This window comes from Pseudomonas sp. FSL R10-0399 (assembly GCF_009600165.1).
Classification (GTDB): Bacteria; Pseudomonadota; Gammaproteobacteria; order Pseudomonadales; family Pseudomonadaceae; genus Aquipseudomonas; species Aquipseudomonas helleri.
Genome location: NZ_WIWK01000042.1, coordinates 1 through 14,154, shown reverse-complemented (window position 1 = coordinate 14,154; position 14,154 = coordinate 1). Strand labels below are relative to the sequence as shown.

10 protein-coding genes are annotated in these 14,154 nt (G+C 59.7%); 2 read left to right on the top strand and 8 right to left on the bottom strand.

Annotated features, from left to right (window positions below; translation table 11 throughout):
• Positions 1 to 50: 50 nt before the first annotated feature.
• The gene (locus GHO41_RS14010; protein WP_048385575.1) at positions 51 to 2,642 is read right to left on the bottom strand and encodes a glycosyltransferase; all 2,592 of its coding nucleotides are present in this window, start codon (positions 2,640 to 2,642) and stop codon (positions 51 to 53) included.
• A gap of 276 nt (positions 2,643 to 2,918) precedes the next feature.
• Here GHO41_RS14010 and tcdA point away from each other — a divergent pair, with 276 nt between their 5' ends.
• Positions 2,919 to 3,731, top strand: coding sequence for a tRNA cyclic N6-threonylcarbamoyladenosine(37) synthase TcdA (tcdA, locus tag GHO41_RS14005; protein ID WP_048368114.1), 813 nt, complete (start codon positions 2,919 to 2,921; stop codon positions 3,729 to 3,731).
• Between the two features lie 129 nt (positions 3,732 to 3,860).
• On the opposite strand, the gene GHO41_RS14000 is transcribed toward tcdA, so the two are convergent.
• The 4 genes from GHO41_RS14000 to GHO41_RS13985 all read right to left on the bottom strand — a co-directional run bounded on the left by GHO41_RS14000 (position 3,861) and on the right by GHO41_RS13985 (position 6,974).
• Positions 3,861 to 4,265 (bottom strand): SufE family protein, encoded by a 405-nt coding sequence (locus GHO41_RS14000; protein WP_153433890.1) that lies wholly within the window; start codon positions 4,263 to 4,265, stop codon positions 3,861 to 3,863.
• Positions 4,262 to 5,467, bottom strand: a complete 1,206-nt coding sequence (locus GHO41_RS13995) for an aminotransferase class V-fold PLP-dependent enzyme (protein WP_153433889.1) — start codon at positions 5,465 to 5,467, stop codon at positions 4,262 to 4,264. The genes GHO41_RS14000 and GHO41_RS13995 overlap by 4 nt, the downstream gene beginning before the upstream one ends.
• Positions 5,468 to 5,529: 62 nt before the next feature.
• Positions 5,530 to 6,564 carry a 2,3,4,5-tetrahydropyridine-2,6-dicarboxylate N-succinyltransferase gene (gene dapD, locus GHO41_RS13990; RefSeq protein WP_153433888.1) on the bottom strand — a complete coding sequence of 345 codons (1,035 nt, stop codon included), beginning with the start codon at positions 6,562 to 6,564 and terminating at the stop codon, positions 5,530 to 5,532.
• Between the two features lie 47 nt (positions 6,565 to 6,611).
• Positions 6,612 to 6,974 carry an ArsC family reductase gene (locus GHO41_RS13985; RefSeq protein ID WP_048368107.1) on the bottom strand — a complete coding sequence of 121 codons (363 nt, stop codon included), beginning with the start codon at positions 6,972 to 6,974 and terminating at the stop codon, positions 6,612 to 6,614.
• Between the two features lie 237 nt (positions 6,975 to 7,211).
• On the opposite strand from GHO41_RS13985, the gene GHO41_RS13980 reads away from it, so the two are divergent.
• Positions 7,212 to 8,861: a Na+/H+ antiporter gene (locus GHO41_RS13980; RefSeq protein ID WP_048368106.1), complete on the top strand. Its 1,650-nt coding sequence runs from the start codon at positions 7,212 to 7,214 to the stop codon at positions 8,859 to 8,861.
• Between the two features lie 89 nt (positions 8,862 to 8,950).
• Here GHO41_RS13980 and dapC read toward each other — a convergent pair whose 3' ends face one another.
• Genes dapC through map form a run of 3 tightly spaced genes read right to left on the bottom strand, consistent with a single transcriptional unit; the run spans position 8,951 to position 13,695 of the window.
• Positions 8,951 to 10,150, bottom strand: coding sequence for a succinyldiaminopimelate transaminase (gene dapC / locus GHO41_RS13975; protein WP_153433887.1), 1,200 nt, complete (start codon positions 10,148 to 10,150; stop codon positions 8,951 to 8,953).
• A gap of 23 nt (positions 10,151 to 10,173) precedes the next feature.
• The gene (locus GHO41_RS13970; protein ID WP_153326186.1) at positions 10,174 to 12,873 is read right to left on the bottom strand and encodes a [protein-PII] uridylyltransferase; all 2,700 of its coding nucleotides are present in this window, start codon (positions 12,871 to 12,873) and stop codon (positions 10,174 to 10,176) included.
• Between the two features lie 39 nt (positions 12,874 to 12,912).
• Entirely contained in the window at positions 12,913 to 13,695 is a 783-nt protein-coding gene (map, locus tag GHO41_RS13965; protein WP_048368102.1) for a type I methionyl aminopeptidase, read from the bottom strand.
• Between the last annotated feature and the right edge of the window lie 459 nt (positions 13,696 to 14,154).

Here is a 14,154-nt window from a genome sequence, read left to right as displayed (position 1 = left end):
CTTAAAGCAAAACGGCGGCCAGAGGCCGCCGTTTAGAGGTTGCGTGCAATTTATGCCGCGGGTTGCTCCTGCTCGGCTTCAACAGGCTTGGGCAGGGACGAGGTGAAGGCCATGATCAGTGCCGCCAGATACGGCAGCGATTGCACCATCAGCATCACCACCCAGAAGCGCATGTCGTTGCTCGGCAGGCCCTGGACCAGGAAGATCCCGAGCGCTGCACCCCACAGCAACAGCATGATGAAGACTTCTTCGCGGGCTTCCGAAATGGCCACCCAAAAGCCGTGGTTGTCGGCGTTTTTAGGCGTGCGGAAGAACGGAATGCTGGTGGTGAAGAAGCCGTACAGCACCGCTTTGGCAATGGTGTGCGACAACGCCAGGCCTGCCAGGGCCGCGGCAAACGCGTCCTTGAGGTTAACCCCCACGGCGCGGCGGTACAGGAAGATGATCTTGCCGACCTTGAACACAAACAGCGCCAACGGCGGGATGGCGAAAATCAGCAACGGCGGGTCAACCCGCGTCGGCACAATAATCATCGCCGCCGACCACAGCAGGGCGCCCACGGTGAAGAAAATATTCATGCCGTCAGCCACCCACGGCAACCAGCCCGCGAGGAAGTGGTAACGCTGGCCACGGGTCAACTCGGTGTTTTTGCCCAGCAGCAGGCTCGACGCGTGACGCTTGATGATCTGAATCGCCCCATAGGCCCAGCGGAAGCGCTGTTTCTTGAAGTCGATAAAGGTATCGGGCATCAGCCCCTTGCCGTAGCTGTTGTGGGAATAGGCTGCGGAATAGCCTTTTTCGAACACGCGCAGGCCCAGCTCGGCGTCTTCACAGATGCACCAGTCAGCCCAGCCCAGCTCTTCGAGCACCGAGCGACGGGTCATGGTCATGGTGCCGTGCTGAATGATCGCGTCACGGTCGTTGCGGGTCACCATGCCAATGTGGAAGAAGCCTTTGTATTCCGAGTAGCAGAGCTTCTTGAAGGTGCTTTCGCTGTGGTCGCGGTAGTCTTGCGGCGACTGCACGATGGCGATTTTAGGGTCGGCAAAGTGCGGCACCATGTGCTTGAGCCAGTTGCGATCGACGCAGTAATCGGAGTCGATGACCGCGATCACTTCGGCGTCTGGTGCGGTGTGCGGGATCAAGTAGTTCAGCGCGCCGCCCTTGAAGCCGGCCAGCGGTGCCACATGGAAAAACTTGAAGCGCGGGCCCAGGGTGGCGCAGTAGTCACGCACCGGTTCCCACACCGCCGGGTCTTTGGTGTTGTTGTCGATCAGCAACACTTCGAAGTCCGGGTAGTCGAGGTTAGCCAGAGCGTTGAGCGTCTGTTTGACCATCTCTGGCGGCTCGTTGTAACACGGCACATGAATCGAGACTTTCGGGCGGTAGGCATCGTCGCTTTCGACCGGTAAAAACTCACGGCGCCGCTTGCGAATCCAGACCGCTTCAGCCAGTTCATGGGCCTCGGTGAGCAGCACAATAAACACCCCGAGCGCGCCCAGCCCGAGCAGGAAGCCCACCGTCAGGCTGAACCAGGTGCTGTATTGCTGGCTGTAGTCGTAGCCGATCCACACCAGCGCCGAACCACACAGGAACGCAGTGAAGGTCAGGAAGGTGCGGCCACGTTGACGCAAGGCCGAGCCATCGATCAGCAGCAAGGCCAGCGACAGCAAGCCCATCACCACCGAGCCAATGGCCAGTACCCGCCACTGCGGGATGGCAACCACCGGGCCTTCAAAATTGAATTTTTGCTGGCGGGCCGCGTTGAATACACCCCAGTACGCGCCTACCGAACCCTCATCGCTGGCCTTCCACGGCTGGTCGAAGGCTTCGATCACGAAGTAGTTGTAGCCGCGACGGTTCAGGTTGTTGACCAGCGTACGCAGGTAAATGGCCTGGTCAGCCGGTGACGCGTCAGCGCCACCGCGCATGCGACCGTTGCTCGGCCAGCCGACCTCAGAGAGCAGCAGCGGTTTTTTCGGGAATATTTTTTTCAGGTCGCGGGCGCGGTCCAGAACAAACTGGCCAGCTTTGTCGACCGGGATAAATTCCCAGTACGGCAGTATGTGCGCGGCGATCAGGTCAACGTGCTTGGCCAGTTGCGGGTATTTCTCCCAAATGTGCCATTGCTCAGACGTTGTCACCGGGACTTTAACTGCGGCCCGCACCCGGTCCAGCAGCACGGCGAGGTCTTCGGGGGTGATCTCTTCGCGAAACAGCGCTTCGTTGCCGACCACAACCCGTACGACGCTGCGCGAGTTATTGGCCAGTTCGATGGCTTTTTGAATTTCGCGCTCGTTGCGCTCCAGATCAGGGCTGATCCAGATGCCGAGGGTCACCCGCAGACCGAACTCTTCCGCCAGCTTGGGGATGTCGCCCAAGGTGCCGTCGACCGAGTAGGTACGAATGTTGTCGGTCAGTTTGCTCATGATCTCCAGATCGCGACGCATTTCATCGTCGGTCGGGTACTGGTCCTTTTGCGGGTACTGGCCTTGTTGAAACGGCGAGTACGAAAAACCGGAGATCTGATCAGGCCAGTTGGGGGCGGATACCGGGCGGTTAATCAGCGCCCAGAAGCCTGTGAAGAGGGCAGCGATGGCCAGCACGACCACCAGGTTGAGTCCAAATTTACGCGATGACATAACGTTTTCGGGTTCCAAAAGGAGTGGAACGAAGATCGATCGGCAGGTGCCAAACGGCGCGCATCCTACACTGCGCTCTGACCTACCGTACAGCGCACGGAATCAGGTCGCGCATTGGGCAGCTAGAGCACTCTTAAGTTCTTTCTTTGTTGCTTGTAGCTCTTGTCTTGTTAACTAGTGGGTCATTAAAGCAGTGTTGGTCGCATAGAGCTTGGTAAAGATACTCAACGGCCCGCATGCCCCCTATAATGCGCGCCGGTTTTTGGGGTGTTGGTGATGAGTACAGAAGATCCACGGTTTGCCGGCGTCGCCCGGTTATATGGGCTGCAAGGCCTGGAACGACTGCGTGCAGCGCACGTGGCAATTGTGGGCGTGGGCGGTGTCGGCTCGTGGGCGGCCGAGGCCATTGCCCGCTGCGGCGTCGGCGAAATCTCGTTGTTCGACCTCGATGACGTGTGCGTCAGCAACAGCAATCGCCAGTTGCACGCGCTGAGCTCGACCATTGGTCGGGACAAAGTCGAAGTGATGGCTGAGCGCCTGCGCGAGATCAACCCGGAGTGCACCGTGCATGCGGTGGCAGATTTCGTGACCCGCGAAACCATGGCTGAGTACATCACCCCGAACATTGACTGCGTGATCGACTGCATCGACAGCGTCAATGCCAAGGCGGCGCTGATTGCCTGGTGCAAGCGGCGCAAGATCCAGATCATCACCACGGGCGGTGCGGGCGGGCAAATTGATCCGACCCTGATTCAGGTCTGCGACCTGAACCGGACTTTTAATGACCCGCTGGCCTCAAAAGTGCGTTCTACCTTGCGCCGCGATTACGGCTTTTCGCGCACGGTGACCCGTCATTACAGCGTGCCGTGCGTGTTTTCGACCGAGCAACTGCGCTATCCCAAGCCTGACGGCAGCATTTGCCTGCAGAAGAGTTTTGTCGGCGATGGCGTGAAGCTCGATTGCGCTGGCGGTTTTGGTGCCGTGATGATGGTTACCGCGACCTTCGGTATGGTCGCGGCCACCAAGGCCGTGGACAAGATCGTGGCGGGCGTGCGCCGACCTTCAGAGAAGGTCAAGGCCAAACCCTGAGTTGTAGTCGCTGCCGAAGAATGAGGCTGCGATGGATTGCGAAGCGATCCCTTGGACGGCGGTCCTGCGGCCCGCATCGCAGCCTCGTGCCTCGTCAGCGACTACGGGCAAGATAGCCAAGATCCAGTGTTAAGCAGACAACTCGCGCATCCGCTGTAACACCGCATTCAGCCCGTTGCTGCGCGATGGCGACAACTGGCGGCTCAGGCCAAGCTGGTTGAACCAGTCGGGCAGGTCCACGTGGTGCAGCGCCTCGCTGGACAAGCCATTGACCCGCGCCAGCAGCAACGCCACCAACCCGCGAATCAAGCGTGCATCGCTGCTGGCAGCAAATTGCCAATGGCCGTCTTTTAATTCACCCACCAACCACACCTGGCTTTCACAGCCGTGCACGCGGTTGGCCTCGGTTTTGTCGGCCTCGGCCAACTCGGGTAAGCGTTGGCCCCATTGCATCAGTAGGCGGGCGCGTTGTTCCCAACTGGCGCAGTGTTCAAAGCTGTCGAGGGCGGCCTGAGCGTCAGCGGGCAAGGTCATTGCAATAACTCCAGGGCCTGATCGAGGGCATCGAAAAAGCGTTGCAGGTCATCTGAGTCGTTGTACAGCGCCAGCGACACGCGGATGGCACCTGCCAAACCGAGGCTTTTCAGCAGGGGCATGGCGCAATGATGCCCGGCCCGCACGGCAATGCCTTGCTCGGTCAACAAGTGGGCAAGGTCGGCGTTGTGCACGCCCTCGACCACAAAACTCACCAGTGCCAGTTGCGGCGAGCCCAGCAGACGAATGCCGGGGCGCTGTTGCAGGCCTTCAACCAGCAGCGCGTGCAACGCGGCTTCGTGGGCGTCGACGGCGCTCTGGTCGAGGCTGCTCAGATAGCTCAGGGTCGCGCCCAGGCCAATCACGCTGGCAATCGGCGGTGTACCAGCTTCAAAGCCCAGCGGGGCAGGGCGGAAGGTGGCGTGCTGGTAGTCGGCGTCCTGAACCATCTCGCCGCCAAACTGCCAGTGCTTGAGGCTGGCCAGTGCGCCATGGCGGCCAAACAGCACGCCCAGCCCGTCCGGGCCGTACAGTTTGTGGCTGGAAAACACATAGAAGTCGCAACCCAGCGCATTCACGTCCTGACGCCCGTGGACCACGCCTTGGGCGCCATCGACCACGGTCAAGGCGTTCTGTGCTTTGGCCAGGGCCAGCAACTCAGGCAAGGGCTGCCACACGCCCAGCACGTTGGACAACTGACTGACAGCCAGCAGGCGGGTGCGCGGGGTAATCAGGTGGGCGGCGGCGTCAAGGTCGATCACGCCGTCGGCATCCAGCGGCAACACCACCAGGGTTAGTTGTTGGCGCTGGGCAAGCTGCTGCCAGGGCAGCAGGTTGGCGTGGTGCTCCAGGGCGCTGATGACAATCTCATCGCCCGGATTGAAAAGGTGTTCCAGCCCGTAAGCCAGAAGGTTCAGTGCCGAGGTGGCACCGTGGGTGAAGACTATTTGCCCGCAGTCAGCCGCGTTGAGCCATTGGGCGACTTTGCAGCGCGAGTTTTCAAACGCCTGGGTGGCATGCGCGCCCGGCAGGTGCTGGGCCCGGTGCACATTGGCGGCGCCACTGGCGTAGTAGTGCGTCAGTGCGTCGAGCAGGGCTTGAGGTTTTTGCGTGGTGGCAGCGTTGTCCAGATAAGTCTGGTCCTGACGTTGCAGGGCGGCGATGGCCGGAAAGTCAGCGCGCCAGGGAGAAGGCAAAAGCATGGTGTTCAAGGCTCTGTTGACGAGGCTGCAAGCAGCCAGCCCCGTCAGTGGCAGACAAACGCTTAGTTGTGAGCGTGCAGCGCTTCGTTCAGCTCGATGGCCGACTTGTGGGTTTTGCATTCCACAGCGCCGGTTTCTGAGTTGCGACGGAACAACAGGTCTGGTTGACCGGCCAGTTCACGGGCTTTGACGACTTTAACCAGTTGGTTGTTTTCGTCCAGCAGCGCGACTTTGGTGCCCGCGGTCACGTACAGGCCCGACTCAACGGTGTTGCGGTCGCCCAATGGAATGCCGATACCGGCGTTGGCGCCGATCAGGCAGCCTTCGCCCACTTTGATCACGATGTTGCCACCGCCCGACAGGGTGCCCATGGTCGAGCAACCGCCGCCCAGGTCCGAACCCTTGCCGACGAAGACGCCCGCCGAAACACGGCCTTCGATCATGCCCGGGCCTTCGGTGCCGGCGTTGAAGTTGACGAAACCTTCGTGCATCACGGTGGTGCCTTCGCCGATGTAGGCGCCCAGACGGATACGTGCGCTGTCAGCGATACGCACGCCAGCCGGTACTACGTAGTCGGTCATTTTCGGGAACTTGTCGACCGAGAACACTTCCAGCAGTTCGCCACGCAGGCGGGCTTCGAGTTGGCGCTCAGCCAGCTCGCTCAGATCGATGGCGCCCTGGCTGGTCCAGGCCACGTTTGGCAGCAGCGGGAACACACCCGCCAGGCTCAGGCCGTGCGGCTTGACCAGACGATGGGACAGCAGGTGCAGCTTCAGGTAAGCCTCCGGGGTGGAGGTCAGGGCAGCGTCTTCGGCCAGCAGGGTGGCAACCAATGGCTTGTGGCTTTCGGCCAGGCGGGTCAGCAGCGCGGCCTGGGCAGCGTCAACCGGCTTGACGGCTTCAGCCAGTTGCGCGGCTTGAGCGGTGGTAAAGGTGATTGCCTGATTGCCACCGGTGTAGCCCAGGATCGGCGCGACAGCTGCGATCAGTTCGGCCGACGGGTTGATCAGCGGTTGTGCGTAGAACACTTCCAGCCAGGCGCCTTGACGGTTTTGAGTGCCGACACCGAAGGCCGCGCTGAATAGGGTAGTAGACATGCAATTACCTCGTACAAAAATGAAGGGGCGGGCTTTGGCCAGTTGGCTCAGAGAAGGGCCGCCGCATAAAGATCAGGCTTGAAGCCAATCAGGGTTTTATTACCGAGATCGAGCACCGGGCGCTTGATCATCGAGGGTTGGGCGAGCATCAGCTCAATGGCTTTCGCTTGGTCGAGATCGGCTTTCTGTTCGTCTTCGAGTTTGCGAAAGGTAGTGCCTGCGCGGTTGAGCACAACTTGCCAACCGTGCTCGTCGCACCATTGAGTCAGGTGTTCACGGTCGATACCGCTGCTTTTGTAATCATGGAAGTCATAACGCACGTCATGTTCATCCAGCCAGGTGCGAGCCTTTTTCATGGTGTCGCAGGCCTTGATGCCGAAAAGGTGCAACGTCTTGCTCGAATCGGTCACTGAATTGCCCCTCCTTTGGAGATGCGTGGAAATAAGCGGTGGCGGATTATGCCATGGGCGAGGCGCTTGAGCGCAGGCTGCCTGCAACCTTGGCAGGATCTTGTGACAGGTAGTCGCATTGAGACTTATGTTCAAGGTCGACGTCAGCCATTTGAAGCTACTATGAGGCTGGATCTAAAATTGTTGCTAGCTGTGTTTGAATTCAGTTAACGCTGATTGTTCGGGAATTTTGTTGATATGCAAACCGCCTATACCGTACTCATCCTGCTGATGTTGGTAGGAGTCTCGCGTTTATTGGGGCGTGTGATCCCTTTACCTCTGCCGTTGGTGCAAATTGCTGCGGGTGCCGTGTTGGCCTGGCCAACCCTGGGCTTGCACGTTGCACTGGACCCGGAGCTGTTCCTGTTTCTGTTCTTGCCGCCGTTGCTGTTCTCGGATGGCTGGCGCATGCCCAAACGTGAATTCTGGCGTTTGCGTGGGCCGATTCTGACGTTGGCAGTGGGTTTGGTGCTGTTCACCGTGGTCGGGGCGGGTTACTTCATTCATTGGCTCTTGCCGACGATTCCCTTGCCGGTGGCGTTTGCCCTGGCTGCTGTACTGTCACCGACGGACGCCGTGGCAGTGTCGGCCATTTCCCAGAACCGCCTGCCTGGCCCGCTGATGCATATGCTCCAGGGCGAAGCCCTGATGAACGACGCTTCGGGTCTGGTGACGTTCAAATTTGCCTTGGTTGCAGCCATCACCGGGGTGTTCTCGCTGACCAATGCCAGCCTGACCTTTGTACTGGTGGCCTGTGGCGGCCTGGCCATCGGTGTGGCGCTGAGCTGGCTGGTGGGGCGCCTGCGGGCCTGGATGATCGGTCGCGGCTGGGATGACCCGGCGACCCACGTCGTGTTTATGTTGCTGCTGCCGTTTGCCGCTTACGTACTGGCTGAGCGCTTGGGCGCCTCGGGCATTTTGTCAGCGGTGGCGGCGGGGATGATGCAAAGCTGGCTCGACCTGTTGCCGCGTCAAACCAGTACGCGCCTGCTTAATCGCAGTGTGTGGGGGCTGCTGGAGTTTGCCTTCAATGGCTTGATCTTCCTGCTGTTGGGCTTGCAACTGCCAGACATCATCAAGGCGGTGGTCAGCCACGAAACCACCTTGTGGCCGACCCTGTTTTATCGCTGCCTGGACGTGGTGGCGATTTTTCTGGTGCTGCTGGCGCTGCGTTTTATCTGGGTGCAGAGCATCTGGCGCCTGTTTGGCCTGCTGCGTCGCTGGCGCGGCAAGGGCGACCTGACCCTGGTGCCGACGGCGCGTTCGTGCTGGTTGCTGACGGTGGGCGGTGTGCGCGGTGCGGTGACGTTGGCGGGTGTGATGTCGGTGCCGTTGTTGATCAGCGCGGGGGTGGACTTCCCTGAGCGCGACCTGCTGATCTTTATTGCAGCGGGGGTGATTTTGCTGTCGCTGGTGGCGGCCTGTATTGCCTTGCCCTTGTTGTTGCGCGGCATTCCCAAGAGCCCGGACGACGCCATGCGCAAAGAGGTACGCGAAGCCTGGCGGCGCACGGCAGAGGCGGCGATTCATGCGCTGGAAGCCGAAGATGTGGTTGAGCCAGCCGATAGCCCCCAAGACGCGGCCCAAGCAGCACTGGCGGCTGAATTGAAGGCGCGGATCATGTCTGAATACCGCCATCAGCTCGAAGTGTTTAATGACTCGGCTGAAGCGCAGGCGTTGGCCTCGCAGATGGACCTGCTGGAAAGCCGCTTGCGCCTCAAGGCACTCAGGGCGCAGCGTCTGGAGCTGTACAGCTTGCGTCGCCACCATGAGATCGGCGATGACGTGCTCAGCGAGATTTTGCGTGATCTGGATTTGAGCGAAGCGAATCTTGGGACGGTGAAGTAAGGCTATGAATACTGTAGGAGCGAGCTCGTCTCGCGATCTTTTGATCGTCTAAAAGATCGCGAGGCAAGCTCGCTCCTACAGATTTGGGTTTAGCGGCGGCGCTGGATGAAGTCGCGGATCCGCTCGGCGGCTTCTACGCATTCAGCCAATGGCGCCACCAGGGCCATGCGCACGCGGCCTGCACCCGGGTTAAAGCCGTCAACTTCGCGTGACAGATAAGAACCCGGCACCACGGTCACGTGTTCTTCAGCGAACAGGTCGCGGGAGAATTCTGTGTCATCCCCTTCGACATTCGCCCACAGATAAAACCCGCCATCCGGGCGCTGTACATCCAGTACCGGCGTCAGAATCTCCAGCACGGCATCGAACTTGGCGCGGTACAGGTCGCGGTTGGCGCGCACGTGTTCTTCGTCGTTCCAGGCAGCAATGCTCGCCAGCTGGGTTTGCACCGGCATGGCGCAGCCGTGGTAGGTGCGGTACAGCAGGAACGCCTTGAGAATCTCGGCATCACCGGCGACAAAGCCCGAGCGCAGCCCCGGCAAGTTTGAACGCTTGGACAGGCTGTGGAAGACCACGCAACGCTTGAAGTCTTCGCGGCCCAAGGCCACGCACGCGCTGAGCAAGCCTTCTGGCGGGGTCTGCTCGTCGAAATACAGCTCGCTGTAGCATTCGTCGGCGGCGATCACGAAGTCGTGTTCATCAGCCAGTGCAATCAGTTTTTTCAGGGTTGCCAGCGGGATCAAGGCACCGGTCGGGTTGCCCGGCGAGCACAGGAACAGGATCTGGCAGCGCTTCCAGGTCTCGACCGACACCGCGTCGAAGTCCGGGTTGAAGCCTTGTTCAGCCAGGCACGGCAGGTAGTGCGGCTTGGCGCCGGCCAAAAACGCGGCCCCTTCGTAGATCTGGTAGAACGGGTTCGGGCTGATCACCAGGCCGTCGTCGCTGCGGTTGACCACGGTTTGGGTGAAGGCGAACAGCGCTTCACGGGTGCCGTTGACGGGCAGGATGTTGCGCGCCGGGTCCAGCCAGCCAGCCGGCACGTTAAAACGGCGCTCGGCCCAGCTACCAATCGCTTCGCGCAGGGCAGGGATGCCGAGGGTGGTCGGGTAGACCGCCATCTGGTCGAGGTTGTCCGCCAGGGCCTTGGCCACGAAATCGGGCGAGCGGTGTTTCGGTTCGCCAATCGACAGCGCAATCGGGCGCTTGTCGGCGTTGGGCTGCACGCTACCCAGCAGGGCACGCAGTTTTTCGAACGGGTAAGGCTGCAACTGGTTTAGAGCGTTGTTCATTGGATGCGGGTCTCACTCGGCGGCTAGATGCTCAGGCGCCAGGTTGGGGTTGAGTCTTTGTTGACCGTTAGTTGCTCCACGATGGCTTCCTGCAAACGTATGCACAGTTGTGGGTCAGACAATGGCTGATTGTTTTCGTCGGTAATGAAGAAGACGTCTTCGACGCGCTCGCCCAAGGTGGCGATCTTGGCGTTTTGCAGCGACAGGTCGAACTCCAGGAAGATCATCCCGATGCGCGCCAGCAGACCGGGACGGTCCGGTGCGCTGAGCTCCAGTACGGTGACCGGGCGCTGGGCGTCGTTGTGGATCGTCACTTGCGGCGGGAAAGCAAAGTGTTTGAGCTGGCGCGGTACCCGGCGCTGGATGATGTTGGGGTAGTCATCCGGGTTGCGCAGGGCTTCGGTCAGGCCTTTGCGGATTTTTTCGATGCGCTCCGGGTTATTGCCGATCGAGTCGCCGTCGTTGTCGAGCACGATGTAGGTGTCGAGGGTGAACTGGCTGCTGGAGGTAATGATGCGCGCGTCATGAATGTTGAGGTTGAGCTGGTCCATGGCCGCCACGGTCACGGCGAAGAAGTCGTGCTGGTCGGGCGCATAAATGAAGATCTGCGTACCGCCCTCGAAATCGCGCTGGGTGGTTTCCTTAATCAGCACCAGCGGGCCGCCATCTACAGGTTGCTGCAGGATGGCTTCGGTGTGCCAGGCCACATCGGCCGAGGTGTGGCGCAGGAAGTAGTCATCGCCCAACTGCGACCAGAGCTGCTCGACATCGTCCTGATCGTTGCCGTTGCGCACCAGCACGTCCAGCGCGGCGCTTTGGGTCTGGCGAATTTGTTCTTCGCGATCGACCGGGTTTTCCAGGCCGCGACGCAGGGCGCGCTTGGTTTCGGTGTAGAGCTGGCGCAGCAGGCTGGCGCGCCAGGAGTTCCACAGTGTCGGGTTGGTGGCGTTGATGTCGGCCACGGTCAGCACATATAAGTAGTCGAGGTGTGTTTCGTCGATCACGGTCTGGGCGAAGTCATGGATGACTTGCGGGTCTGACAGGTCTTTGCGCTGGGCAGTGGTCGACATCACCAGGTGGTTTTGCACCAGCCACACGATCAGCCGTGTATCCCAGGCGGGCAGGTGATGACGAATGCAGAAGGCTTCTGCGTCCACCGCGCCAATCTCCGAGTGGTCGCCGTGGCGGCCTTTGCCGATGTCGTGGTACAGCCCGGCCAGATAAATCAGCTCAGGTTTGGGCAGCTTGGCCATGAGTTTGCTGGCCAGCGGGAATTTTTCCGAGACCTGGGTGTACTGCAACTTACGCAGGTGCTTGATCAGGTTCAGGGTATGCGCATCGACCGTATAGATGTGGAACAGGTCGTGCTGCATTTGCCCGACGATAAAGCCGAATTCCGGCAGGTAACGTCCGAGAATGCCGTAGCGGTTCATCCGGCGCAGGTTGCGATGAATGCCGATTTTGCATTTGAACAGCTCGATAAACAGGCTGGTGTTGCGGATGTCACTGCGAAAATCATCGTCGATCAGGTAGCGGTGTTCGCGCAGCAAGCGGATGGTGTCAGCCCGCACGCCTTTGATGTCGGGGTGCTGCGCCATCAGCAGGAAGATTTCGAGCATGGCAAACGGCGTGCGCTTGAACACGTTGTTGCTGGTGGCTTCGATGTAGCCGTCGTGCAGTTGAAAGCGCGAGTTGATCGGCGTCGGCGGCGCTTCGTCTTCCGGGGCCAGAATCACTTCTTCAAAGTGCTGGATGATCAGGTCGCTGAGCTGGGCAATGCTCATGACCACCCGGTAGTACTGCTGCATGAAGTTTTCGATGGTCTGCTTGGTGTCTTCGCCGGTAAAGCCGAGCAACTCGGCGATGCTGCGTTGATGGTCAAACAGCAGACGGTCTTCGGCGCGGCCAGCAAGCATGTGCAGGGCGTAGCGGACCTTCCAGAGAAACTCCTGGGAGGAAGAGAGCAGGTCGTGTTCGCTTTCGACCAGGAAACCTTCGCCAGCGAGGGCGCGCAAATTCAGGGTGCCATACTGGCGACGGGCTACCCACAAGATGGTCTGAATGTCGCGCAGGCCGCCGGGCGAGCCTTTGACGTTGGGCTCAAGGTTGTATTCGGTGTCGTTGTACTTGTGGTGCCGGGCTTTTTGCTCGGCACGCTTGGCCAGAAAGAATTCCTTGCTGGGCCACATGTGTTCGGTGCTGGTGACTTCGAGCATGCGTTGACGCAAGCGCTCGGGGCCAGCAATGGTGCGGCTTTCGATCAGGTTGGTGATGACGGTCAGGTCGGCGCGGGCTTGCTCTGCACATTCGTCGACCGAGCGTACGCTCTGGCCGACTTCCAGGCCGATGTCCCACAGCAGGGTCAGAAACCGCTCGATGGAATCGCGGAAGATCTCATGGTCTGCGTTGTCGAGCAGGATCAGCAAGTCGATGTCGGAGTAGGGGTGCAATTCGCCCCGGCCATAACCGCCCACTGCGACCAGGGCGATATCGGCCTGGTCGCTCCAGCTGAACTGGTCCCACGCTTGTTGCAGGATGTTATCGACGAACCAGGCGCGGTCCTCGATCAATCGTCGAATATCGCGGCCTTTGCGAAAGCGTTCGTCGAGCACTTCGCGTGCCTGGCGGATTGCCTTTTTGAAAGCGGCAATCGGGCTTGCCTTTAATGCCAATTCGGCCTGGAACTGGCCGCGGTCAAAAAGTTCGGGATCCACCTGCGGCATCGATTGGCTTTCCTGTCGTGGGATGTGTGGGGGTTACTATCAGGCCGAAACCCGCGGGATGGTGTCATCGCTGCGCAGGGTGAAGATTTCGTAACCGGTGTCGGTCACCAGCAGGGTGTGTTCCCACTGCGCAGACAGCTTGCGGTCCTTGGTGATCGCCGTCCAGCCATCGCCCAGCACTTTAGTGTCGGCTTTGCCCTGGTTGATCATTGGCTCGATGGTGAACGTCATGCCAGCCTTGAGTTCCATGCCGGTGCCCGCGCGGCCGTAGTGCAGGATTTGCGGCTCTTCGTGGAATACCTTGCCAATGCCATGGCCGCAGAACTCGCGAACCACCGAGAAGCCGTTCTTTTCGGCGTGCTTCTGAATCACTTCACCGATATCGCCCAAGCGGCAGCCAGGCTTGACCAGTTCGATGGCCTTATACATGCATTCCTGGGTCACTTGCGACAGGCGCTCAGCCCAGACCGGCACTTTGCCGACATGGAACATGCGGCTGGTGTCACCGTGATAGCCATCTTTGATGACGGTCACGTCGATGTTCAGGGTGTCGCCTTCCTTCAGCGCCTTGTCACCCGGAATGCCGTGGCAGACCACGTGGTTGATCGAGGTGCAGATCGACTTGGGGAAGCCTTTATAGTTGAGCGGCGCAGGGATGGCCTGTTGCACATTGACGATATAGTCATGGCAAATGCGGTCCAGCTCTTCGGTGGTGACGCCGGGTTTAACGTGTTCAGCGATCATTTCCAGTACGTCGGCGGCCAGTTTGCCGGCGATACGCATTTTTGCGATGTCCTCGGGAGTTTTGAGGGTGACGGTCATACAGGCTCTCTTCGCGCGTAAGCGCTCATCAACGGGGTTGCGGGTGTGTGACGAGTTATTTCAGCTACACACCGCCATAAAAACGCGATTCTACCAGACGGTCGGCTGTAAACATGAGCCTTGCGCCATCGCTTCTATTAATAGAGTGGGGCATTCTGGCCCTATTCCAAGGCTCTAGCAAAAGGAAGGGCCTGCTTTTGATCAGGGTTTTTGATCTGCCTGCCTCGCGGTAAGGGCTAAATCGGTGAAATGCCGTTGTGCAGTTAACGGGCACACCACAGATCAAACGATCGCGAGGCAAGCTCGCTCTTATCAAACATAAAATAAGTGATTGATTTTAAAGGCTTTGTAGGAGCGAGCTTGCTCGCGATCTTTTGATCTGGATCTTGCTTTTGATCTTGATCTAAAAGGCCCCATTAAACCACGCTGGCCGAACGCAGGTTTTGCGCAGTGGGTAAC

Coding starts and splice junctions, on each gene's coding strand:
- GHO41_RS14010 (WP_048385575.1), bottom strand. CDS start 2,642: ATGTCATCGCGTAAATTTGGACTCAACCTGGTGGTCGTGCTGGCCATC.
- tcdA (WP_048368114.1), top strand. CDS start 2,919: ATGAGTACAGAAGATCCACGGTTTGCCGGCGTCGCCCGGTTATATGGG.
- GHO41_RS14000 (WP_153433890.1), bottom strand. CDS start 4,265: ATGACCTTGCCCGCTGACGCTCAGGCCGCCCTCGACAGCTTTGAACAC.
- GHO41_RS13995 (WP_153433889.1), bottom strand. CDS start 5,467: ATGCTTTTGCCTTCTCCCTGGCGCGCTGACTTTCCGGCCATCGCCGCC.
- dapC (WP_153433887.1), bottom strand. CDS start 10,150: ATGAACAACGCTCTAAACCAGTTGCAGCCTTACCCGTTCGAAAAACTG.
- GHO41_RS13970 (WP_153326186.1), bottom strand. CDS start 12,873: ATGCCGCAGGTGGATCCCGAACTTTTTGACCGCGGCCAGTTCCAGGCC.
- map (WP_048368102.1), bottom strand. CDS start 13,695: ATGACCGTCACCCTCAAAACTCCCGAGGACATCGCAAAAATGCGTATC.
- dapD (WP_153433888.1), bottom strand. CDS start 6,564: ATGTCTACTACCCTATTCAGCGCGGCCTTCGGTGTCGGCACTCAAAAC.
- GHO41_RS13980 (WP_048368106.1), top strand. CDS start 7,212: ATGCAAACCGCCTATACCGTACTCATCCTGCTGATGTTGGTAGGAGTC.